Annotated in this window: 22 protein-coding genes, 1 tRNA gene and 1 pseudogene; 6 read left to right on the forward strand and 18 right to left on the reverse strand. The window is 37.0% G+C overall.

Translation table 11 applies throughout. From position 1 onward, the window contains the following. Positions 1 to 30: 30 nt before the first annotated feature. From pdxA to UCH001_RS07030, 5 genes are all read right to left on the reverse strand, one after another. Positions 31 to 966, reverse strand: a complete 936-nt coding sequence (pdxA, locus tag UCH001_RS07010) for a 4-hydroxythreonine-4-phosphate dehydrogenase (protein WP_067176145.1) — start codon at positions 964 to 966, stop codon at positions 31 to 33. After that, positions 963 to 1,742 (reverse strand): pyridoxine 5'-phosphate synthase, encoded by a 780-nt coding sequence (locus UCH001_RS07015; RefSeq protein ID WP_067176146.1) that lies wholly within the window; start codon positions 1,740 to 1,742, stop codon positions 963 to 965. The genes pdxA and UCH001_RS07015 overlap by 4 nt, the downstream gene beginning before the upstream one ends. Before the next feature lie 64 nt (positions 1,743 to 1,806). Further along, positions 1,807 to 2,937, reverse strand: a complete 1,131-nt coding sequence (locus tag UCH001_RS07020; RefSeq protein ID WP_067176149.1) for a cytochrome b/b6 domain-containing protein — start codon at positions 2,935 to 2,937, stop codon at positions 1,807 to 1,809. A gap of 58 nt (positions 2,938 to 2,995) precedes the next feature. Beyond that, positions 2,996 to 3,373, reverse strand: a complete 378-nt coding sequence (locus tag UCH001_RS07025) for a c-type cytochrome (RefSeq protein WP_067176151.1) — start codon at positions 3,371 to 3,373, stop codon at positions 2,996 to 2,998. A 32-nt stretch (positions 3,374 to 3,405) separates the two neighbouring features. Further along, the gene (locus tag UCH001_RS07030) at positions 3,406 to 4,878 is read right to left on the reverse strand and encodes an NAD(P)/FAD-dependent oxidoreductase (protein ID WP_067178489.1); all 1,473 of its coding nucleotides are present in this window, start codon (positions 4,876 to 4,878) and stop codon (positions 3,406 to 3,408) included. Between the two features lie 204 nt (positions 4,879 to 5,082). On the opposite strand from UCH001_RS07030, the gene UCH001_RS07035 reads away from it, so the two are divergent. From UCH001_RS07035 to UCH001_RS07060, 6 genes are all read left to right on the forward strand, one after another. Then, positions 5,083 to 5,304, forward strand: a complete 222-nt coding sequence (locus UCH001_RS07035; protein WP_067176154.1) for a hypothetical protein — start codon at positions 5,083 to 5,085, stop codon at positions 5,302 to 5,304. Between the two features lie 9 nt (positions 5,305 to 5,313). Continuing rightward, positions 5,314 to 6,222 (forward strand): phosphatase, encoded by a 909-nt coding sequence (locus UCH001_RS07040; RefSeq protein WP_067176156.1) that lies wholly within the window; start codon positions 5,314 to 5,316, stop codon positions 6,220 to 6,222. Positions 6,223 to 6,318: 96 nt separating this feature from the next. Then, complete coding sequence (locus tag UCH001_RS07045; RefSeq protein ID WP_067176159.1) at positions 6,319 to 8,010, forward strand: acetolactate synthase large subunit; 1,692 nt, start codon at positions 6,319 to 6,321, stop codon at positions 8,008 to 8,010. Positions 8,011 to 8,022: 12 nt separating this feature from the next. Beyond that, positions 8,023 to 8,484 (forward strand): acetolactate synthase small subunit, encoded by a 462-nt coding sequence (gene ilvN / locus UCH001_RS07050; protein WP_025344773.1) that lies wholly within the window; start codon positions 8,023 to 8,025, stop codon positions 8,482 to 8,484. Then, complete coding sequence (lpxD, locus tag UCH001_RS07055) at positions 8,484 to 9,434, forward strand: UDP-3-O-(3-hydroxymyristoyl)glucosamine N-acyltransferase (protein WP_067176162.1); 951 nt, start codon at positions 8,484 to 8,486, stop codon at positions 9,432 to 9,434. Before ilvN ends, lpxD begins: the two co-directional genes overlap by 1 nt. A 12-nt stretch (positions 9,435 to 9,446) precedes the next feature. Beyond that, positions 9,447 to 9,692, forward strand: coding sequence for a hypothetical protein (locus UCH001_RS07060; protein ID WP_067176165.1), 246 nt, complete (start codon positions 9,447 to 9,449; stop codon positions 9,690 to 9,692). Positions 9,693 to 9,744: 52 nt separating this feature from the next. Here UCH001_RS07060 and UCH001_RS07065 read toward each other — a convergent pair whose 3' ends face one another. From UCH001_RS07065 to murA, 13 genes and pseudogenes are all read right to left on the reverse strand, one after another. Beyond that, positions 9,745 to 10,941 (reverse strand): NAD(P)-dependent oxidoreductase, encoded by a 1,197-nt coding sequence (locus UCH001_RS07065; RefSeq protein WP_067176168.1) that lies wholly within the window; start codon positions 10,939 to 10,941, stop codon positions 9,745 to 9,747. 117 nt (positions 10,942 to 11,058) lie between these two features. Then, positions 11,059 to 12,228: a pyridoxal phosphate-dependent aminotransferase gene (locus UCH001_RS07070; RefSeq protein WP_067176171.1), complete on the reverse strand. Its 1,170-nt coding sequence runs from the start codon at positions 12,226 to 12,228 to the stop codon at positions 11,059 to 11,061. 69 nt (positions 12,229 to 12,297) lie between these two features. Then, the gene (cysE, locus tag UCH001_RS07075) at positions 12,298 to 13,011 is read right to left on the reverse strand and encodes a serine O-acetyltransferase (protein WP_082705693.1); all 714 of its coding nucleotides are present in this window, start codon (positions 13,009 to 13,011) and stop codon (positions 12,298 to 12,300) included. Then, positions 13,004 to 14,854 (reverse strand): biosynthetic arginine decarboxylase, encoded by a 1,851-nt coding sequence (gene speA, locus UCH001_RS07080; protein WP_067176174.1) that lies wholly within the window; start codon positions 14,852 to 14,854, stop codon positions 13,004 to 13,006. Before speA ends, cysE begins: the two co-directional genes overlap by 8 nt. Positions 14,855 to 14,865: 11 nt before the next feature. Beyond that, entirely contained in the window at positions 14,866 to 16,074 is a 1,209-nt protein-coding gene (hisS, locus tag UCH001_RS07085) for a histidine--tRNA ligase (protein WP_067176176.1), read from the reverse strand. Continuing rightward, entirely contained in the window at positions 16,067 to 16,651 is a 585-nt protein-coding gene (gene tmk / locus UCH001_RS07090) for a dTMP kinase (RefSeq protein ID WP_067176179.1), read from the reverse strand. Before tmk ends, hisS begins: the two co-directional genes overlap by 8 nt. Further along, positions 16,642 to 17,124, reverse strand: coding sequence for a pantetheine-phosphate adenylyltransferase (gene coaD / locus UCH001_RS07095; RefSeq protein ID WP_067176181.1), 483 nt, complete (start codon positions 17,122 to 17,124; stop codon positions 16,642 to 16,644). The genes tmk and coaD overlap by 10 nt, the downstream gene beginning before the upstream one ends. Further along, a complete protein-coding gene (locus UCH001_RS07100) occupies positions 17,121 to 17,648 on the reverse strand; it encodes a UbiX family flavin prenyltransferase (protein WP_067176184.1) in 528 nt (175 codons plus the stop codon). The genes coaD and UCH001_RS07100 overlap by 4 nt, the downstream gene beginning before the upstream one ends. Continuing rightward, complete coding sequence (flgA, locus tag UCH001_RS07105; RefSeq protein ID WP_067176187.1) at positions 17,645 to 18,382, reverse strand: flagellar basal body P-ring formation chaperone FlgA; 738 nt, start codon at positions 18,380 to 18,382, stop codon at positions 17,645 to 17,647. The genes UCH001_RS07100 and flgA overlap by 4 nt, the downstream gene beginning before the upstream one ends. A gap of 152 nt (positions 18,383 to 18,534) precedes the next feature. Next, a tRNA-Gly gene (locus UCH001_RS07110) sits at positions 18,535 to 18,609 on the reverse strand. Between the two features lie 274 nt (positions 18,610 to 18,883). Continuing rightward, positions 18,884 to 20,260 (reverse strand): annotated as a pseudogene (locus UCH001_RS07115) (methyl-accepting chemotaxis protein); the annotation flags it as partial. A 193-nt stretch (positions 20,261 to 20,453) separates the two neighbouring features. After that, on the reverse strand, positions 20,454 to 21,650 hold the full coding sequence (locus UCH001_RS07120; protein ID WP_067176192.1) for a molybdopterin molybdotransferase MoeA: 1,197 nt from the start codon (positions 21,648 to 21,650) through the stop codon (positions 20,454 to 20,456). A gap of 3 nt (positions 21,651 to 21,653) precedes the next feature. After that, positions 21,654 to 22,922: a UDP-N-acetylglucosamine 1-carboxyvinyltransferase gene (gene murA, locus UCH001_RS07125; RefSeq protein ID WP_067176195.1), complete on the reverse strand. Its 1,269-nt coding sequence runs from the start codon at positions 22,920 to 22,922 to the stop codon at positions 21,654 to 21,656. Positions 22,923 to 22,982 lie beyond the last annotated feature (60 nt).

Genomic DNA, 22,982 nt, shown 5'->3' on the forward strand with positions numbered 1-22,982 from the left:
ATTACATTTCTAGTCTTAGTATTACTTGAATTAAAATGTTAAAAGTGCTTTGCCTGTTGCAAGTTTGACAGCTTCTTTTACAGCATTAATATAACTTAAACATGAAGGATTACCATCTTTGTAAGCGATGTCAAAAGCGGTTCCATGATCTACTGAAGTTCGTACGATGCCTGCATTAAGGCTTACATTGATGCTCTCTTCAAAATAGAGTGTTTTTAAAGGAATTAAACCTTGATCATGATACATACATATATAATACGTAAAATTTTCACGATTCATCTTTGAAAAAGCAGTATCTGGTACCAAAGGACCTACAAAGACCTCACGCTCTAAAAAGTGGTTAGCTTTTACAATCGCCTTTTCAATCTCTTCATCTTCATCACCAATGACACCATGGTCACCTGCATGAGGATTGAGCCCTAACACAGCAATACGCTCAATGCCAAGTTCTTCATAGACTTTCAGTAAAAAAGGCTTGAGTTTTTTTGCTTTTATTTCATGCGGAACATCACGTAATGGAACATGATGTGTGTAAAGAATGGTAAACATCTCTTCACATCCCAACATCATAATCGCTTCGCATCCGAGTAAATCGCTCAAAGCATCAGTATGCCCTTTGTATTCTAGCCCAGCTAATGCCCATGATTCTTTGTTAATAGGAAGGGTCACTATGCCACTGACTTCATTGCTTTTAGCCAGTGCTACTGCGGTAATAAAAGAGTCATACGAACTCTCACCCGCTTCAGCAGAACAAACACCTGCTTCAATTTCAAAGACTTTACCACAATCACGGATTTCAAAGTCAGTAGGAACATCTAATCCCAAAAGAGCAGCACCCCACGCAAGCATATTTTCGTTAATACAATAAATAGGTTGACAATGTTTTTTGACTTCCTCATGTGAACGTAAGGCTATTTCTAAGCCAATTCCATTGAGATCTCCAACACTAATGGCTATTTTTTTCATTTAAGTAATCCTAACATCTCTTTTACCGCTTGTTCAAAACCAGTAAATACAGAACGTGCAATAATACTCTGACCAATGTTTAGCTCACTAATCTCTTTAATTTCTAAAATGCGTTTAACATTTTGGTAGTTTAAACCATGTCCTGCAGCTACTTTAAGCCCTAATTGATGAGCAAGCTTTGAAGCATGTTCAAGTTCATGCGTTGCTTCAAGCAGTTTGATAGTGAGTGTTTCTCTATCGACTTCAAGCTCTTTAATGCTATGACGAGAGCGAGAAAGGTTAGAGTAAAGCATCGCATAAATATTGGCATACAAACCTGTGTGTAGTTCAACCCATTGTGCTTTGATCTCATGGGCAGCTTCAATCATCGCACTGTTTGGATCGATAAAAAGAGAAAGTTCAATATGCTCTTTTTTGAGCCTTTGTGCGATCTCTTTCATTATCTCTTTATTTTTGAGCACATCAAGGCCACCCTCTGTGGTTACTTCTTCACGCTTTTCAGGCACCAATGTAGCGCGGTGAGGGCGAAATTCAATGACTTTTTCGATAATTTCAGGGGTAATCGAACACTCCAAATTGACAGGTAATTGAGAGATTTCAATAATCTTTTTAGCATCATCATCATTAATATGACGTCTATCTTCTCTTAAATGGATGGTAATTTGATCCGCACCAGCACGTTTTGCTAAAGAGAGGGCATCAAGAGGATCTGGGTCATTAATCTTTCGTGCTTCTCTTAACACTGCAATATGATCGATATTTACGCCTAGAAGCATCATCGTATCCTTCGTTTTTAGGAAATATTATAGCTAAAATATAATTTCTAAAAAGTTTCAGCGCTTATTTTGGGATGTGAATGCGTGTATTATCTAAAATTCCATATTCAAAATCAGGATGACAAACAAAACAGTTGGACGCTTTTTTAATAGGAGAAGTTTTAAAAATAGCTTTATCAATACTTTTGTGAGATTCACGCCAGTATGGTACTTTACTCATCGAGATTGGTCGCATATCGCCTAAAGAATCTAATGTTTTAAAGGCTACTTTGTGTGTTGATGACTCCGCACTATGCGTAAGAAGATACTCTTTTATACTGGCTTGTTCACTTTTTGTAATGTTGTTTTCCATAATTTGCTCACCAAAGTGATTATCAAGCCCATCCATAAGGCGTATCCATGAGTCATGAGGTAACATAAAAGGAGGATACGTTTTATGACATTTACTGCATTTTTCATAAAAACTAGGATTTTCTACTTGAAAATTTCGCTTCTCAAATCTACTTTTTGTTAAAAATGTTTCATCTCTTTGAGCAACAAAGTAGAGTGTCAAAATTGACAATACAATGACAGCATATGCAAAAAGATGCCTTACAATAGAAACTTGAGCATCGTTACCTTCTGCTTTTTTATAACCTGTAATCATTGCAAAAAGCATATGTGTTTTATGATAAAACTGCTCAATCAAAACACCAATAATATGGATAATTGCCCATGCAAAAAGCACATAAGAGAGTAGGGAATGAATTGTAAAAAGCGTAGAAGAGAGATAAAAATAGTGTTGATTAAGTTGCCCTAAAAGTCCACTACCTTCTTGAATGCCTTGCAAAAACAATCCACTAATAACACTCCAACTGCCTAGTCCTAGAACAATCAAAGTAAACCAACTGGATGCGGCATTGTGACCAGCATGAATTTTACGCCACCTATTTTTTACTTTTTGCGCAAAATAGTCTTTGAGTTCATGTAAGCTTAGTTTGAATGTTTTGAATGTTGCATAGTTTGGACCAACAAATCCCCAAATAAGGCGAAAAAGTAACACAATGCCAAAGATAAGCCCAAAAGCAAGATGCCATCTAAAGAGATTATGATAAAAAGAAGTGACAAAAGAGAGGAAAAAAGAGCTGGCTATAATCCAGTGAATAATGCGTGTACACAACGGCCAGACAAAAACTTCATGAGCTCTTTTATTCATTGATAACTTTCAGATGTTTTTTGATGCATGAAAGCACCAAAAAACATCATATGGAATTTTATTTAGCGACGTAGAATGTATTGTGCAAGTAGCTTGCCATCATTTTGATATCGTAGTCATAACCTTTTTCAGCCAATTTCTTCATGTTATGCTCCATAACATCATGCTCAGTAGCTGTTGATTGTCCACCAATACCACCATTTTTAATATCAAAAAGTGACATCTCAAGCTCTTGTACACTTTGTTTTGTAAGAGCTGGTGCTTTTTTCTCAGCGATACCTTCACCTTTTGCACCATGACAATGAGCACATGTCTCTGTATAAACTTGTGCTGGGGTGTATTTATATTTGACAACATCTGATTTTGGTTTATCACCACATCCACTTAAAGTAACCAAGAGGACTGCAAACGATAATGCTAAAGTTATTTTTTTCATGCGTTTTTCCTTTTTATGTATCATCAACAAAATTAGGCTCTACCAGAGAGCATACCATACACGGTCATTGGTTTAAGTGCATAGACTTTGAGTAACCACCAAATCCATCTCTCTTGTGTTGGATCAAGAGGGAATGAAGGCGCAGGTTTTGCTGTCCAGTTAAACTCTAAGAGTGCAACGGTTCCAATACTGGTAATTAAAGGACATACGGTATAACCATCGTATGCTGCAGGAAGTTTTTCTTGTTTTTCCATAACAGCGATTAAGTTTTCAGCAACAACATTGTATTGTTTACGTGCGCTTCCTCCTGTTTTTCCCATAGGAACAGCTGCAACGTCACCCAGTGCAAATACATTTTTATACGTAACATGTTGGAGAGTCTCTTTAACGACTGGTACCCAGCCTTTACTTGAGCCAATAGGCGATTTACCAACAACATCAGGCGCTTTTTGAGGAGGGGTAATATGAATAAAATCATATTTTTTCTCAACATTTTTACTCATTGAAATCATGGTGTATTCTTTGAGATCCTCGTCGTATTCACCTTTTTCGAGCCATTTTTTCTCAAAAGTCGCTATCTTTTTCTCTGTATCAATCGCTACTAAATTGGTTTTAAATTCCCATTTAAAATCTCTCGCTTTAAATTGCTCGAAGATTGCTGTGTTGTACTCAGGTACACCAAACATTTTATCGCCTGATGGACAGAATGTTAACTCAACTTTATCGCGTACACCTGCTTTTTTGAGTAAATCATGTGTAATGTACATAATTTTTTTAGGAGCACCTCCACATTTAATGGCTGTATCTGGGTCAGTGAAAAGAGCTTGTAATTTTTCAGGTCCCTTATGTGCTTTTGCTTTTGCGATCAGCTCTTCAATACCTTTTTTTGTATCGACAGCACCATCTGCAAAATAGATAGAATATACGCCATCTTTGCCCACTTTTTTACGGACAACATCATTTGCTCCACTTGAGGTAATTTCACCTTCTAAACCTTTAATCGCAGCAAAATTAAGCGTTAGACCTGTAGCAACAACTAAATAATCATAGCTGATCTCTGTACCATCAGATGTTTTGACTTTGTTATTTTGTGGATCAAAACTTACAACAGAATCTTTAATCCATTTGACACCTTTTGGCATAAAATTAGCAGTTTCATACTCAATGTCACTTTTTTGCCATACACCAGCCGCAATCAACGTTTGCCCAGGTTGATATGAAACTGATTTTGGATTTGGCTCGATGAGCGTAATATTAGGATTTGAAAGTCTACTTGTAAGTTTTGCAGCTGTTGCAACACCTGCTAGACCACCACCAACAATAACAATTTTGCCCGTTGCATTAGAACTTGCAGCATGAGCCTCAGTTGCCGTAGTTGCACTTGCCAAGACACTTGCAGCAATTGGTGAAGCTGCTAACAACTTCATTGCATTACGGCGAGACATTCCACCTTCATGCTTCTCAATCTCAAAGAGTATCTCCTCAATGATTTTGTCTGATTTCATAGTTTTCCCATCCTTTTTGGTTGTATGTTCTCCCCATTCTACTTCCAACAATCTGAGGCTTTCCTTGGTTAAAAATATTATACTTGATTATTTTAGTTGTTTATAATCTTCTGAAATTGTCCTCATAATGTAATGTTATCCAAACCTAACATTAAGTTTCTTTTCTCTAAAATCATCTATTCGATTTTAGAACAAGTAGGGATTATGTTTATACGAGAAGTCATTATTTTTATCGCCATTTTTTTGTTCCTCGCGTTAGGGATGCACATGAATCAATGGCTAACTCACCCCATAGAGCATCTTCAGCAACTTTCAATTCATAAAATGCCTTATCACCCACTTTTGTATTCTACAATTGTCTATATTCTTCTTGGCATCATCCGCGCCATTTTTAATACGTTTATGAAACTCTTTAGACGAAAATAGAGCATACTGATGATTGGCTGTGATTTAGGCTCAAACACCCTACGTATCGTTAAAATAGACTGTCAAAGCAAAGCCCGTATTTTGGCATTTGAACGCATTGTTAGAACAGCAAAAGATTTGCATATTACAGGTAGGATTGGAGAGCAAGCAAAAGAAAACATTTTTAATGCATTGCATGAAGCTTCAGCATTATTTGATTTTAAAAATGAACGCTGTTTTTGTGTGACAACAGAAGCAATGCGTGTCGCTTCTAATGCACAAGAGATTCTTAATGAGATTGAAACTACTTTTGGTCTTACTTTTAGAATTATTACAGGAAAAGAGGAAGCTTTCCTCACATCACTTGCTATTGAAAATGCTTTAAAACGTGAAGGTTTTGACCCTACAATATATGCGCTATTTGACCTTGGTGGAGGTTCAACAGAATTTACCTTTTGTAAAAATGGTGACAAACAATCACAAAGTTTTCCCTTTGGAATTATTAATGTCGCAGAACGTTACAAAACAGATCTTGAGCAAAACATAGCATCAATTGTAGGTTCAATTGATGGATTTATTCAAAAACAAAAAACAACAATTCCTTCTAATTTTTTACAATTAGTAACAACCGCAGGTACGCCTACAACTGTTGCTGCATTTTTAGAAGGTTTAGATTATAACCATTATGATGCAAATGTCGTAAATGGAAAAGTATTACATATCAATGATTTTGAAGAAGCTTATGAGCGTTTGACCACAATGAATTTAGATGAAGCAGAACGTTATACAGGAACAAATCGTAGAGATTTAGTCATCGTGGGTATTTTAATTGTAAAGGCTATTATGAAAAAACTAGGCTTTGAAACGTGTATTGTTATTGACGATGGGCTTAGAGAAGGTGTCGTGTTAGAGCAGTGTTACAATTTGTACAAATCATAAAATATGCCCTAAAAATGAGCCTTCTTTAATCTTTATTTGCTATAATAACCCACTTTTTTTAGAAGAAGTATCATCAACAATATGAAAGGAGAGGTCATGGAGTTAAGCGGTTCCCAAATGGTCATTGAAGCACTACGCAAGGAGAACGTCAGCGTCGTCTTTGGCTATCCTGGTGGTGCTATAATGAATGTTTATGACGAAGTTTATAAACAAAATTATTTTAAACATATACTTACACGACATGAACAAGCAGCTTTGCATGCGGCAGATGGTTACGCCCGTGCAACAGGTGATGTAGGTGTTGCGTTTGTAACCAGTGGTCCTGGATTTACGAATGCTGTTACAGGTCTTGCAACAGCCTATATGGATTCTATTCCGATGGTTGTTATCAGCGGACAGGTTCCTATTAGTATGATTGGTACCGATGCATTTCAAGAGATTGATGCTGTTGGAATTAGCCGTCCATGTGTTAAACACAACTACTTGGTTAAAGATGTTAAAGATTTGCCACGTATATTAAAAGAGGCATTTTATATTGCACGTAGTGGCAGACCTGGTCCTGTTCATGTAGATATCCCTAAAGATGTTACAGCACAAATTGGTCATTTTGCATACCCTAGTGAAATTAAAATGCAGACCTATAAGCCAACCTATAAAGGCAATCCGCGTCAAATTAAAAAAGCAATTGAAGCAATTGCTGCTGCAAAACGTCCTGTCCTTTACATCGGTGGTGGTGCAATCAATTCAAACGCAAGCGCTGAAGTAAGAGAATTTGCCAAAATCTGTGGCATTCCTGCGGTTGAAACATTGATGGCACGTGGTGTTATGGGTGATGAGAATCCATTGCTTCTTGGTATGCTTGGAATGCACGGCTGTTACAGCGCCAATATGGCAATGAGCGAAGCTGATCTTATGATAGCATTTGGTCCACGTTTTGATGACCGTGTTACCGGTAAACTCAGCGAATTTGCGAAACATGCCAAAATTATCCATGTTGATATCGACCCAAGTAGTATTGGTAAAATCGTTCCTATCGATTATCCAATCGTAGGTGATCTTAAAAATGTTGTTGAAGCGATGATTCCTCTTGCAAAAGAGCACGTTGAAGCAGACAAGTACAAGCCTTGGCGTGATCTTCTAAAACGATACAATGAAATCCATCCGCTCAAATATGAAGACTCTAATGAAGTCATTAAACCTCAATGGGCAATTGAGCGTGTTGGACAAATTCTTGGCGATAAAGCCATTATCTGTACTGACGTTGGTCAACACCAAATGTGGGCAGCACAATTTTATCCATTCTCCTATCCACGTCAATGGCTTACTAGCGGTGGCTTAGGAACGATGGGCTATGGACTTCCAGCAGCTATTGGTGCAAAAGTTGCCGTTCCAGAAAAAACAGTTATTAACTTCACGGGCGATGGCTCAATTTTGATGAACATTCAAGAGTTAATGACGGCTGTTGAAAACAAAGTTGGTGTTGTCAATATTATTCTCAATAACCAGTTTTTAGGGATGGTTCGTCAATGGCAAACCTTTTTCTATAATAAACGTTACTCATCAACCGATCTTTCAATGCAACCTGATTTCGTAAAATTAGTTGAGAGTTTTGGAGGACGAGGTTTTAGAGTAAAAACAAAAGAAGAGTTTGATAAAGCTCTTAAAGAGGCAGTTGAAAGCAACACTGTCTGTATGATTGACGTTCAAGTCGATCGCTTCGAAAACGTTTTACCAATGGTTCCAGCAGGTGGAACGCTTTACAATATGATGCTTGAGTATAAGGAGTAAGAGATGGAACATATCAGAAGAGTTTTATCTGTTATCGTTTTAAACGAAGATGGCGTTTTATCGCGCATATCGGGTCTCTTTGCAGGTCGTGGGTACAATATTGACTCATTAACAGTAGCTCCTATACCTAAAACAAATTTATCTAGATTGACTATTGTTACATCGGGTAGTACGCCTGTTTTAGAGCAAATTGTGAAACAGTTGCATAAACTTATTCCAACATATAAAGTTATAGAGTCAGGCCAATTTGTTGAAAAAGAAATGGCACTGGTTAAAATACCACTGAGTGAAGATTTTAATGGTCTTGATGCAATGCTTAAAGCCTATAATGGAACGATAGCAAGTAGTGGTGAAGATTTTATTGTTGTTATGGTAGCAGATGATTATGATCGTATCGATAACTTTTTAAAAGCAGTTAAAAAATACAATCCAACTGACATTGTAAGAAGCGGCTCTGTCGCGATGGACATCTAATGAAACTTAGCCTTTTAGCTCAAGCGATTTCGCTTGAATTTTCAGGTACCGATATGGAAGTCACCTCTTTTGCAACACTCAAAGAGGCGACTTCCTCGCAGATTGCTTTTTTTGAAAATCCTAAGTTTTTAGCTGATTTACAAGCAACACAAGCAGGAGTCGTGATTCTTTCTCCTGCTTATAAAGAGTATCTTCCAAAACATTCACAAGCACTTTTAAGCGACAACCCTCATCTTAGTATGGCATATGCAAGCGCATTTTTTGCCAAAAAAGCTTTTGACACTTCAATCCCTGCAACTATTTCAGATAAAAGTTCAATCGCGCAAAATGTAGTTATTGGGAGCAATAGTATTGTAGAAGAGGGTGCTCACATTATGCCTAATGTCACCATTGGTGCAAATGTTCATATTGGCAAAAATGTCAAAATTTTCCCTAATGTCGTTATTTACGATGATGCCATTATAAAAGATGGATGCATCATTCAAGCAGGTGCCATTATAGGAAGCGATGGTTTTGGCTATGCGCATACAAAAATGGGTGAGCATATTAAAATACATCATAGTGGGAATGTCATTCTTGAAGAAGATGTTGAAGTTGGCTCTAACAGCACTATAGATAGAGCTGTTTTTGGATCTACCATCATTAAAAAAGGGACAAAAATAGACAACCTTGTTCAAATCGGTCATAACTGTGAAATTGGACAAGCGTGTATTTTAGTGGCACAAACAGGTATTTCGGGTTCAACAAAACTGGGCAGAAATGTTGTTATGGGTGGACAAAGCGCAACAGCTGGACATCTGGAAATTGGTGATTTTGCAACCATTGCAGCACGTGGTGGAGTTTCAAAATCGATTGAAGGCGGTAAAATTTACGGCGGTTTCCCTCTTACTTTACAGAACGAGTGGTTAAAAACGCAAGCAAAACTCGCAAAATTTTTTAAAAAGAATTAAAAGGATTACGTCATGGGCGGAAAAAATACAATACTCACAAAATTTCCATTAGCAGGAACAAAAAACGGAATGATTTCTGTTTCTCATTTGGAAGAACCCTATGGAAGTGGATCATTTCCTGTTGTAAGCATTGGTATTGCTTTGAAGAAAAATGGGGAAGAACCAGATTGGAAAGCACATATTCCTTATGAAAATCTTGATGAACTCATTGCAGCACTTCAAGATGCAAAAGCACGTTTCGGAACAGAATCAAAATAAATACGTTTTATGAGTTTTACATGTAAAACATACATGTAAAACTCATCTTTTTTTATAGTGTACCTACATATTCTTCAATAGCAGTAGCAACTCGCTTTGAAAAGGCTACCGCTTCTACAACGGTTCTTGCACCAGTAACAACATCGCCTGAAGCAAATACACCTTCCATCGTGGTACGTCCACTTTCGTCTGTTATAACTAAACCTTTACCGTCTACTTCAATTTGACGTGCAGATTGTACGATATTATTATTTGGACTTTGACTGATAGCGACTAAAATAGAGTCTGCTTCTAAAAGACCTACTTCTTCACTTCCGTCAGTACAACTATATTTAACGCCTTCTTCGGTGATCTCAAGCGGTTGTTTATAGAGTTCAAATTTTACACCATCGATCTTAGCACATTCGATCTCATGTTTGGAAGCAGGCATATCATCCATACCTTTACGGTACATTATAATCACTTCTTTTGCATGATGACGTACAGCGGTTCGAGCAACATCCATTGCCACATTACCAGCACCTAGGATAACGACACGTTTTCCCAATTGATAAACATCCGGGCTTTTGAGATAATCGATCGCAAAATGAACATGTCCTAGACTCTCACCTTTGATACCAAGTTTTTTCGGTGCCCAAACGCCCGTACCAATAAATACAGCTTTGAAATCATCGCGGAATAGATCACCAACGGTGATATTTTTGCCAATGGTAATATTAGGACGAATTGTTACATCTAATTGTCGTAATTTACTCTCAATCGTATCGAGTATCTCTTTATTCAATCTAAAATCGGGTATACCGTAACGAAGTACGCCTCCAATTTTATCGTGAGCATCGTACATTGTTATTTCATATCCTTTAGAAGCAAGAATAACAGCTAATGCAATACCCGCAGGGCCACTACCGATAATAGCAACTTTATGACCATTTTTGGTTGGTTTTTCAAATTGAACGTCATGGATATACAAATCGGAAATATAGTTCTCAATGCTTCCTACACTAACTGCTGTTCCTTTTTTAGTGAGAATACAATGACCTTCACAATGTTTTTCATGTGGGCATACCATAGAACAGATAACAGAAAGAGGATTGTTCTCAAAAAGCATTTTTCCTGCTTCTTTAATATCACCTGCCAAAAAAAGGCGAATCATCTCAGGGATAGGTGTACCTACAGGACATCCTGTACGACATGATGGCTTTTTACAGCCTAAGCAAGTTTTTGCAAGTGTGATGACATATTTATTCATTTGTCTTTAAGCCTTTATCAATATATGTAAAAATAATGTCAGAATTGTACCAAAACTGTATGACTTTTGTAGAATTTTTTAGAAGAGAAGGGCATTTTAAAAATGCCCTTGTAAACATTACTTGTAGTTTTCAACAAACGTACGAATACGTTCAATTCCATCTTTAATGGTTTTATCATCTGTTGCAAAAGAGAGTCTGAAGTAACCATCACTTCCAAAGCCAAGACCAGGAACCACCGCTACACCAGTCTCTTCTAGAAGTTTTGAACAAAACTTCATTGAATCTTCTTCAACTGCTTTGATATTCACATAAAGGTAGAAAGCACCTTCTGGTTTCATGACTGAGAGGCCTTTGATGTTATTGAGCAATTCATAAGCCATATTGCGACGTCTCTCAAATGCTACGCGCATTGCTTCAATATCTTCATCCACAAGACCATTCAATGCTGGAAGTGCCGCTTTTTGAGTAATTGTGTTGATATTAGAAGTACTTTGTCCTTGTAAGTCAACAATCGCATCTACAATCTCTTTAATAGGACATGCTAAATAACCAAAACGCCAGCCTGGCATAGCAACTGATTTACTTAGTCCATTTACAGTAATGGTACGATTGTACATATCTTCGCTAATCGAAGCAACTGAGGTGAATTTTAAGTTATCAAATAAAATCTTTTCATACATCTCATCTGAAACAACTAAGATCTTTGTTCCTTTAAGAACTTCCGCTAAACCTTCAAGTTCAGCCTTTGAATAAACTGATCCTGTTGGATTTGATGGAGTATTAAAAAGAAGGACTTTTGTTTTAGGCGTGATAGCTGCTTTTAGTTGTGCAGGCGTAATTTTAAAACCTGTTGATTCATCTGTCTCAATATAAACAGGAGTACCACCAGAATATTTTACAATTTCAGGATACGTAACCCAATATGGAGAAGGGATAATGACTTCATCACCTTCATCAATAATCGCTTGAAAAATGTTAAACAATGAGTGTTTAGCACCAACATTGACAACGATTTGTGAAGGTTTGTAATCGAGGTTATTTTCACGCTTAAGTTTTCCAGCAACTGCTTTAAGAACTTCGGGTGTACCTGCTACAGCAGTATATTTTGAGCAGCCTTCTTGAATGGCTGTAATAGCAGCATCTTTAACACGTTGTGGTGTGTCAAAATCTGGCTCACCAGCAGAAAAGCTAAGAATGTCTCTTCCTTGAGCTTTAAGATCTCTTGCTAAAGCAGTAATTGCTAAAGTCAAAGAGGGTGATAACACTTGGATTCTTTGTGATAGCATGAAACTTTCCCCTATAAAAATATCGTGCAGATTATAGCGAAAAATTAATCATTTCTTCCCAAAAAATATTTATTCTTTGACCGATTCAAGGTAGCATTTATAAATAGCTTCTAGTTCATCATCTTTGATTTTCAGATCTTTATTGGTTGCCAATACTGCTTCTTCCAAAATCTTAATACGTTTAAACATATAGATAAAAAGCTCTTTATTGATATCAGGAAGTTTATTGTGTGCCATTGGGCTTTTATCACGCCCTTTTTCGATAATACGAGCAGGAATTCCAACTGCAGTAGAATCATCAGGAATGCTTTTAACCACAACAGAATTAGAACCAATACGGCAATTCTCACCAATGGTAATATCGCCCAAAACTTTTGCGCCAGAACCGATAACCGTATGATTTTTGATGGTAGGATGACGCTTCACACCACGCTCTAGGCTCACACCACCGAGAGTTACCCCTTGGTAAATTAAAACATCATCACCTACAATGGCAGTTTCACCAATAACAACACCAAAAGCATGATCAAAAAAAACTCGACGACCAATGGTACATGCTGGATGAATATCTATGTTAGTAATAATTTGTGAAATGCCCATAATAGCGCGTGCAAGGGTTTTGAAGCCCTTGACGTGTAATGCATGAGCAATACGATAATTTACCAGTGCCCAAACACCTGGGTAATTAAAAAAAAGCTCTATTTTCGAGTTAATTGCAGGATCATTCAAAATAGGCTGTGAAAAATCCTCTTTAATTTGTGCCCATAACGAAATATCACTCATGTGCGATAGTGTCCTCATTATTGATAGTTTTCAAATAACCATTGTCATTTAAGAAAAGATAGATCTCACCTAAAATATATTTTTTCTCTTTGTCACTGATAATATCTGATGCCTCGATACGTTCATTAAGGTTCTCTTGTACCTCACGAATATCATAGTCAAGATCTTCTAAAATATCACTAATACTTTGGGATTCAAGCATATTTTCAATCTTATAGCCATCATCATCAATGATAATCGTAGCTTCTGTTGGATGTGTAAAGAGGTTGTGTTTCATACCCAATACTTCCTGATAAGCTCCAACTAAGAAAAAGCCCAAGAAATAGTCACGGTTTTTAATGTCCACATCATGTAAGAAGAGAGGAGTCTCTGTATTAAACCCTATCTCTCCATCACTATCACACGTAATATCCCATAATGAAGCAGAACGTGTTGGTACTTCATCTAAACGATCCAGTGGCATAACAGGAAACGTTTGTCCAATGCCCCAAAAATCAGGCAAACTTTGGAAGAGTGAGAAGTTAACCAAATAGCGTTCTTGCACACGATCTTGAATATCTAAAATCTCGCTAAATTTTTTATCTGCAACAAGTCCAACGGCTTTTTTAATAATAAGATTGACTAAAATCTCCGTATTAGAGCGATCTTGTAAATCAATATAACCCAAATCAAAAAGAGTGAGTAATGATTCCATATGATCAATACTATCGTGTAAGAACTCTAAAGCATTTTTACGGTTCATTGTGCCAAGAAGGTCATACAACTCTTGAACCAATGGAGGATTTTTCTCTTTTAAACGTAATTTCAAGTCAGTATATTCTTGTGAGAAAAGCTCTAAAACAGGCGCTATCAATACGGCATGATGCGCAGCGACAAAACGACCTGATTCGATAAAAATATCAGGTTCATGAACGCCTTTTTGAGTTGCAATGTCTTTAAGTAAATAAACAACGTCGTTAGCATACTCGCTTAGGGTATAGTTTTTATGCAGTGTCGTTTTATGTTGAGAATACTCAACCGCCAAACCACCACCAAGATTAATGGCTCTAAGGTTTGTTGCACCCATGCGGCAAAGCTCAGCATAAATATTTCCAGCTTCACGAAGTGCTTTTTTAAGAGGTGCGATATCTGTAATTTGTGAGCCAATATGAAAGTGAATCATCGTAAATTTATCAAGTAAATTAGCATCTTTAATCATATTTACGGCTTCTAAAAGCTCTGTGGATGTCAAACCAAACTTGGAGTTAATACCACCACTTTTTGCCCAAATACCAATACCTGAACTATGCAGACGAATACGTAAGCCAATATTTGGTACGCAACCAAAACGATCTTTTGCGATGGAAATAATGCTCTCAAGCTCATTAAGACCTTCAATCGTTAAGGTTATATCGTGCCCCATTTCTGCAGCAATAAAGCCTAATGAAATCATCTCATTGTCTTTAAAACCATTAACCGTAATAGGAGAACCTGGATTATTGTACGCCATTGCTAAAATTAGCTCTGCTTTACTACCTGCTTCAAGTCCATAATGATATTTTTGGCCTAAAGAAACAAGATTTTTTACAAAATTAGGGAATTGATTGACTTTGAGAGGATAAACCGCACTAAAGTTACCTTCATATCCAAACTCTCTTTTCGCATCAGCAAAACTCTTATAAATCATACGGATCTGTTTTTGAATCAAGTGAGGAAATCTCAAAAGAATAGGACCACGAATACCGTCTTTGCGTATTTGTTGTATGATCTCTATTAAAGAAGGCTCGCAGCCTATGTTAACTTTTACTTTACCATCTTCGATAAAAAAGTTATCGTTCCCCCAGGTTTTAATTCCGTAATCCAATGTTTTGCTCCTTAAAAATGCGCTATATTAATAATTTTTTCTTCTTTAGTTTCTAGGTCTTTTACCCAAACTGTTTGATTTGAAAGTTCATCTTCCCCAACACATACACAAAATTTTACATTATTTTTATCAGCATTTTTGAGATGATTTTTGAGAGACTTTGCATCATAATCCGTTAAAACTTTTGCTAATTGGCGTTTACGATCAACAAGATCAAATACGACATCTAAAGCTTCATCGCATAATGCACCAATATAATAACCTTCACGCCCAATTTCAGGCATTTTTACCAAATCCATCAAGCGTTCAATTCCCATTGCAAAACCAATACCAGGTGTCGGTTTGCCATCTAAAAATTCTACTAAACGATCGTAACGTCCACCACCTGCAATGGCACTTTGTGCACCGATTTCATTGCTTACAAATTCAAAAGCTGTTTTGGAGTAATAATCTAATCCACGAACCAGTTTTGGATTGACAGTATAGGAAACACTAAACTGATCTAAAATCCCTTTTAATGTAGCAAAATCCTCTTTACACGATGCGCATAAATGATCTACAATGAGTGGAGCATCAGCCAACAATGTCTTACAGTGTTCGTTCTTACAATCAAGCACACGAATAGGATTAGTTAGTTTTCTTCTTTCGCAATCTTCACATAAACCTTCACGTGTCTCTAAAAACTTTACAAGTGTTGTACGATACTGTGGCATACATGCTGGGCAACCAAGAGAATTGATTTCCAAACTATACCCAATACCTAAAGCATCAAAGATCGCTCTAAGCATTAAAATAATCGTAGCATCTTCTCTAACATCACTCTCGCCAAAACTCTCTACACCAAATTGATGGAATTGACGTAAACGACCTTTTTGCGGTCTTTCATAACGAAACATCGGACCATGATAAAAAAAGCGTCTATTGCCACCAGCTTTATCAAATTTTTGTTGAATAAACGCTCTTACAACACCCGCCGTACCTTCAGGACGCAAACAGACATCATTTTCACCTTTATCGATGAATTGATACATCTCTTTACCCACAATGTCACTGCTTTCGCCTACACTGCGTTTAAAAAGCGCTGTCTCTTCTAAAATAGGCGTTTCAATAAATGAAAATCCGTAATTTTGTGCAATACGAGTGCACGTCTCAATAATATGCTGATAGATTTCACTGTGTGGAGAGAGAGTATCTTTCATTCCACGTAATGCATTAATCATTTAAAAATTCCTCAATTCGTGTATAAATTGTTTCAATATCTAATGAAGCATCGACTTCTAAAACCTGAATCGGTAAGGTCTTAACAACGCGACGCATTATATCTTGAATACGTAACAAATAGCTTACACCACGTTCTTCAATCACATCATGTTCTTTATTTCCAAGTCGCGATTTTATAAGTGCTTCATTCGTTAAAAAAAGAACAATTTTTTCGGGGTAAGACTCTTCAAGTGCTAAACAATTCATTTGCAATAAAAATTCACCATCAATATCGCTGTGATTGGCGCACGCATAGGCAATACCTGATAAAAAACCACGATCACTTATGACTAAACGCTCATGTCGTGCAGGTTTTACAACCGTATCGTAGTGCAATGCACGATCCGCTAAAAATAAAAAAAGCTCCGCATTAAAAGAGCTTTTAAGCTCGCCACCTAAAAGCATCTCACGAAATTTAAGACCAGTGGGTGTGCCACCAGGCTCTTTGGTTGCTAAAACATTTTTATGACGTTCGGCAAAAAGTGCAGCTTGTGTGCTTTTGCCTGTCGTATCAATTCCTTCGAAAATCACATACATGTAAATCTACTTTGTAAATAAGGTAAAACAGCACATGGTACGAGATGAGAAACATCACCACCATGTTTTGCGATAGAACGCACTACAGATGAGCTAATAAACGCATTTTTAAGGCTTGGCATAAGATAAACCGTCTCAATCTCACTCCATAAAGAGGCATTCGCATAGCCCATTTGAAGCTCAAACTCAAAGTCACTTACCGCCCTAAGACCTCTAATCATGACACGAATATTTTTCTCTTTAGAAAAATTCACCAAAAGATTATCGAAAGGCTCAACTTCAACCCCATCAATATCTGCAATGGCCGCTTGGACCATCTCAACACGTGTTTTTATATCAAACATAGGACGTTTTTCTTCTGAAATCGCAACGGCAACCAAAACTCTGTCAAAAAGCTTTTTTGCACGCTTGATAACATCCATATGCCCATTGGTAATAGGATCAAAAGTCCCTGGATAAATGGCAACTCTCATGCTCCCTCCCAACGTTGAAAAAGATTATGTTCGATTCCTAGAAGATCGAACCACTTACCAATTAAAAAATTCTCCATATCTTCAAGGGTCCCAGCCTTCGCATAATAGCCCATAACGGGTGGTGCAATATGTATGCCTAGCTGTGAGAGCTTTAACATGTTTTCTAGCGCAATAGCAGAAAAAGGCATTTCACGAGGAGCAAGAAGAAGAGGGCGTTTTTCTTTTATCATCACAGCAGCAGTACGCGTTAAAAGGTTATCTGCAATCCCATGAGTAATCTTAGCCAACGTATTCATACTACAAGGAATGATCGCCATAGCATCTGTTTTAAAAGAACCCGAAGCTGTCACAGCTCCAATATTTTCATCATCAAGTAAAAACGTATTGGACTCTTTTTCAAAAACGATTTTTGCATGATCTGAAACGATAATGTATTTTTCGATTTCTTTTGGGAGTGCTTTAATAAAAGAAAGACCAAGTTCTACACCACTAGCACCACTAATGCCAACAATGATGCGCTTCATTCGAGGATTACCGCTTCTTTTAAAGATACGATTTTTGCATTCAAAATTTTGCCTTGTTCTGTTTTAATCTTGACAATATCTCCGATATCCGCGTCTTCGATAAGTGTCGCTTGCACTTCTATCACCAAGCCACTCTCTTTTAGTAAGGCTCTAATAGTATCTTTTTTAGAGAGTGCTTTTTTCACATCAAAATGATAATCTGTTAAAATTTGTCCCTCTTTTATGGTACTTTTCACCATTGCGTTTTGAGGTATATCCTGAATAACAGCCCTTGGAGGAACACTTTCAAAACTCATCCAAATGCTTTCGTAGTCATCATTTGTAAGGATTTTACCGTTAAGCAAATTACGTTTTGCTTTAAACACCATAACCTTGGCATTCATCTCATAAGTAAAATAGAGCTTTCTTTCTTTATCGCCTACTTTAAAAATAGCGATAAATGAGCCGTTATTTTTTTTAAGCGTTGTTTCTGGAATACTAACACCAACTAATTGATAACGTTGGAAATCAGCAGGAAGTGAAGATTTAACAGATATACGCGGTTTTTCTTCAATAAGAACAGAAGGAGAGACTTCTTGAAATTTTTTCAAAAAAGCTTCTTCAATAGCATCAGCTTTTCCCATTAATGTACAGTTACGTTTAAAAACAACTACACCATCGCTGCTATCAATGATTGTGACATTGTGCTCACTAAACGCAGATCGTATTGAATTAGTCGGAACACTATAATACATACGTTCTTTTGGAATTTGGATAATGATAGGATCAGTATTGCTTTTATAGCCAAAGAAAGAGGCTTTGAGCGTATCTTCTTCAATACAATATGATTTATCGATATAAATAGGTTGAGAAAAAAGTGAAGAAATAAAAAGAAGTATAAAAAGAATGGAGCGGGAAACGAGGTTCGAACTCGCGACCCCAACCTTGGCAAGGTTGTGCTCTACCACTGAGCTATTCCCGCAAAACGGACGGAATTCTATCAAAAAAAACCCTTTATGTCAATCTTTTTGTTCACTAATTGTAGCACAAATAGATTTTAAAGGGCTTAGATAGGAATTTTATACCTTGAAAATAGTCAATTCTTGCTCTAATTCTGCTGATGAAAGATTGAGATTACTGGACACTTCTAATAAATTATCTGCAATCTTTTTATTTTCATGAGCAAGTCCTGTTGCTTCTTCAACACCTGCAGTAAGGTCATCAATTTCTTTTGTAATACTCAGTGCTTTTGCATAAGCAACATTGGTAATTTCTAAACTTTTTGCTGTTTTTTCTTTCGTTTCATTCGCTAATGATGAAATTTTGATAGCATTTTCGTTCAAATCGATCACTTTTTGACTATTTTCTTTAATATTATCACTTGCGGTAGAAACACTTTGTACAACAACACTAATGGTCACATCGATTTCAGCGAGCGATTTTTGCGTTCTTTCAGCTAATTTTCTTACTTCATCCGCAACAACAGCAAAACCTCGTCCATGCTCTCCCGCACGCGCTGCTTCAATCGCAGCATTAAGCGCTAACAAATTGGTTTGTTCAGCAATATCTTTAATCATCTCGATAATTGAACGAATTTGCGCTGTTTGCTCTGCAAGAGTATTCATTTGAGAAGATATATGCTGTTCATCTTGACTGACGCGATTGATACTTTCAACAATATGATCCAATGTTAGAATCATTTGATCTAACATCGCATAATCTTCTTTCATGTACGTTGCTGATGTTTCAGAAATGTTGCGTGATTCTTGTAACTCAGCGTTAATTTTTGATGTCAATTTTTTAACATTTTCAACAATACGGTCTTGATTTTCTGCAACATTTGTGATGGTATGCGCAAATGTTTGCATACTTTTATTGATCTCTGAATTTGAATTCATCGTCATTTTTGCTTTAATCAATGCTTGTTGAAGAGTACTGAGTAGTGTATTGAGATTCTCACTAATATGCCCAATCTCATCTTTGTTTGCCACAACAATAGGGCGGTTTAGCGCTAAATCTTGTGTAATGTCCGATAAATGATCGCCAATGCGTGCAATACGCTTAACAATATAACGGGTAATAGCAAATAAAAGACCAGAAGTAACCACTAAAATCAGTGAAGAAATTACTATAACGATATACAGGTTTTGTTTGAGCTTCGCACTAATTTGTTCACTAATATCTTTCACTCGTTTGGTCGTAAATTTAGACATATTATCAAAACGCTGTGCGATATATTTGCAATCTGCTTCAATTTCAACTGCCATATCACCGATGTCTTCACGATTATCTTTAACATAAAGCTCATAAATACGTGAATATTTTGGAGCAATTTTTTGACTGTAGCGTTCATACGCTTCATTGAGGTTTTGCTTTAGCGTTGGTTCTGCATAAAAATCACTTTGAAGTGCTTTTTCAAAAAAGTCTTTCATATTTTTTTCAATAAGAGGAAGACGATCTTTTGCTTGCCCCGTAGGCAAGAATTCACTTGTAACATGAATCAGATCATTGAGAACCATCTCAAAATTATCACGTGCTGCAGTAATTTCACTATCGGGAACAACATTTTTTTCATAGATTGTTTCGAGGGAATTCTTACCAATAAGACTTGAATTGATACTCACATAGGAGAGAACAATTAAACCAATAACCGTTACGATTGAGATAAAAAGCAGTTTCGTCGAGATCTTTATTTCGTTTAACATCACATACCTTTAAAGTAGCAGTTGTCATTTTTCGTTTTGCCATGTTAGCGAAAAAAACATCAAAAGGTCAAGTTTTTTGAACTAAATTCAAAAAAAGCCTTTTGAATGTTAAAATACTCTCTTAAAAGAGCAAAATACGAATCTCATCTCCTGCTTCAATGCGACTAGTTTTTTCGTCACTAACCCAGAGTGCATTACTATTTATGAGTGGTTTTACCATTCCTGAACCATATTTATTGGCACCAAATACATGAAACATTCCATCCTTAAATGATCCCAAAACTAAGTTTACACGACCTGATTTTAGATTGAATGGTTCAGCATTAGGAACCTTAATGGTATCTAAGTTAAATTTTTTTTGACCTTGAAGTTTTTTCAAAACTGGAATTAAAAATAAAAAAGCATTTACATAAGCGGCCAGCGGATTGCCAGGCATAGAAGCAACGATCGTTTCACCCATCTTACCCATCATCGTTGGTTTGCCAGGTTTAATATTGATACCATGAAACGAAGCTTCAAAGCCATTTTGAATCAGTGCGCGTTCAACAAAATCAGCCTCACCCATACTGACTCCACCACTGGTGATTAAAACATCGTACTGTTTCATACGTGTAAAGTACTCTGTTGCAGCTTCTAAATTATCAGGAATGACCCCACAGTTATGTGCAACAAAACCGTGTTCAGCAAGCAAAGAAATGAGCGCAAGGGCATTGATGTCATAAATTTCATTTTCATTGGCATTTTCCCAAGGTGATTTAAGCTCATCACCAGTTGAAAAAACAGCAATTTGAAGCTTTTTATAGACTTCTACCATGCTAATACCTTGAGAAGCAAGGAGCGCAATGTCACGTGAGTTTAAACATGTACCTTCTTCAAGCAAAATAGACCCCACACGCTCTTCTTCTCCCATTAAACGTAACGCATTGCCTTTTTTGATAGAGGAGGGAAGAACGATTTTGTTTTCATCATACGATACACAATCTTCAAAAGGGATGATGGTATCGGCATCATCAGGTACTTTTGCGCCTGTCATGATTTTATAACATTCAGTCTCACGCAAACAAGGCTCAACAATTTGACCAGCAAGGATGGTTGTTTTAATGTTAAGTTCGCCTAAATTATCGCCATGTTTAAATGCAAAACCATCCATTGCAGCATTATTGTAAGAGGGAAGATTTTTTTTGCACACAATCTCTCTAGCCAACGTGCGTCCTAACGCATCAAATATACTTACCCATGCTTTATGTGGCTTTGACGTAGCTAGGCTCAGACTTAAATTGACGGCTTCATCAAAACTAACGGCTTGCTCTTTGTTCATCTTCTACTCCTCAAGTCTCTCAATACGAGCACCTAATTTGGAAAATTTACCCTCTAAATCTTCATATCCACGATCAAGGTGATAAATTCTGTGAATTTTAGTCGTACCTTCAGCAACCAGTGCGGCTAATATAAGTGCCGAGCTTGCTCTAAGATCTGTTGCCATTACATCCGCAGCATTCAGTTTTATTTTGCCTTCAACTGTTGCGCTGTGCCCTTTAAGCTTGATGTTTGCACCCATACGAGAAAGCTCACTTACGTGCATAAAACGATTTTCAAACAAGCGCTCATCAATGATACTTGTGCCTTTTGCTTGTGTACAAAGTGCCATAAATTGAGCTTGAAGATCGGTTGGAAAACCTGGATATTCTGTTGTTTCAATATCTGAAGGAAGGATTTTCTCCGCAGGATGTATGGTTAAAGTATCTTCTTTTTCATCAATTTTAAAGCCCATTTGCTCTAATTTTAAAATAACGGCATCAAGGTGTCTTGGATTGACATGTTTAAGTGTGATTTTGGACTTTGTGATAGCTCCTGCACACAAGTAGGTTCCTGCTTCAATACGATCTGGAATGACACGAAAATCAGGAATATCTAAAAGCTTTCCACCACTACCTTTAATGACCAGTTTTGAGGTACCAATACCTTCAATACTCACTCCCGCTTCTGCTAAAACTTCGCAGACTTGTACCACTTCAGGTTCTTTTGCAACATTGAACAAAGTCGTTGTTCCATGCGCAAGCGCTGCTGCCATAATGATATTTTCACTTCCAGTGACGGTTACTTTATCAAAAATAATGGTCGCACCTTTAAGGCCTTTTGGTGCTTTAGCTAAAACATATCCTTGCTTGATTTCAATCTCTGCACCCATTTGCTCTAGTGCTTTTAAATGAAGATCAATAGGACGCTGTCCAATAGCACAACCACCAGGAAGTGAAACTTCACAGTGCCCAAAACGAGCCAGTAATGGTCCAAGTGTTAAGATTGAAGCACGCATTTTACGGACAATATCGTAATTTGCACACGCAGAGTTAACGGTCGTTGAATCCACTTCGACAATATTTTTATCTTTATTGGTAAAGCTTGCGCCTAAATTAGTAAGAAGTTGTAACAAAGTTTTAACATCGGCAACTTGAGGTATATTGGATATCGTGATTTTTCGCTTTGAGAGGAGGGTTAACGCTAAAAGAGGGAGTGCGGCATTTTTGGCGCCTGAAATGGTGACGCTTCCGCTAAGTTTTTGTTTCCCTTCGATCGCTAAATAATACATCATTAGAGTGTTCCTTTTAAAAGATGATGTATTGTAGTAAAAAGATGATTAAATTTTCTATGA

Source organism: Sulfurospirillum sp. UCH001, assembly GCF_001548035.1.
Classification (GTDB): Bacteria; Campylobacterota; Campylobacteria; order Campylobacterales; family Sulfurospirillaceae; genus Sulfurospirillum.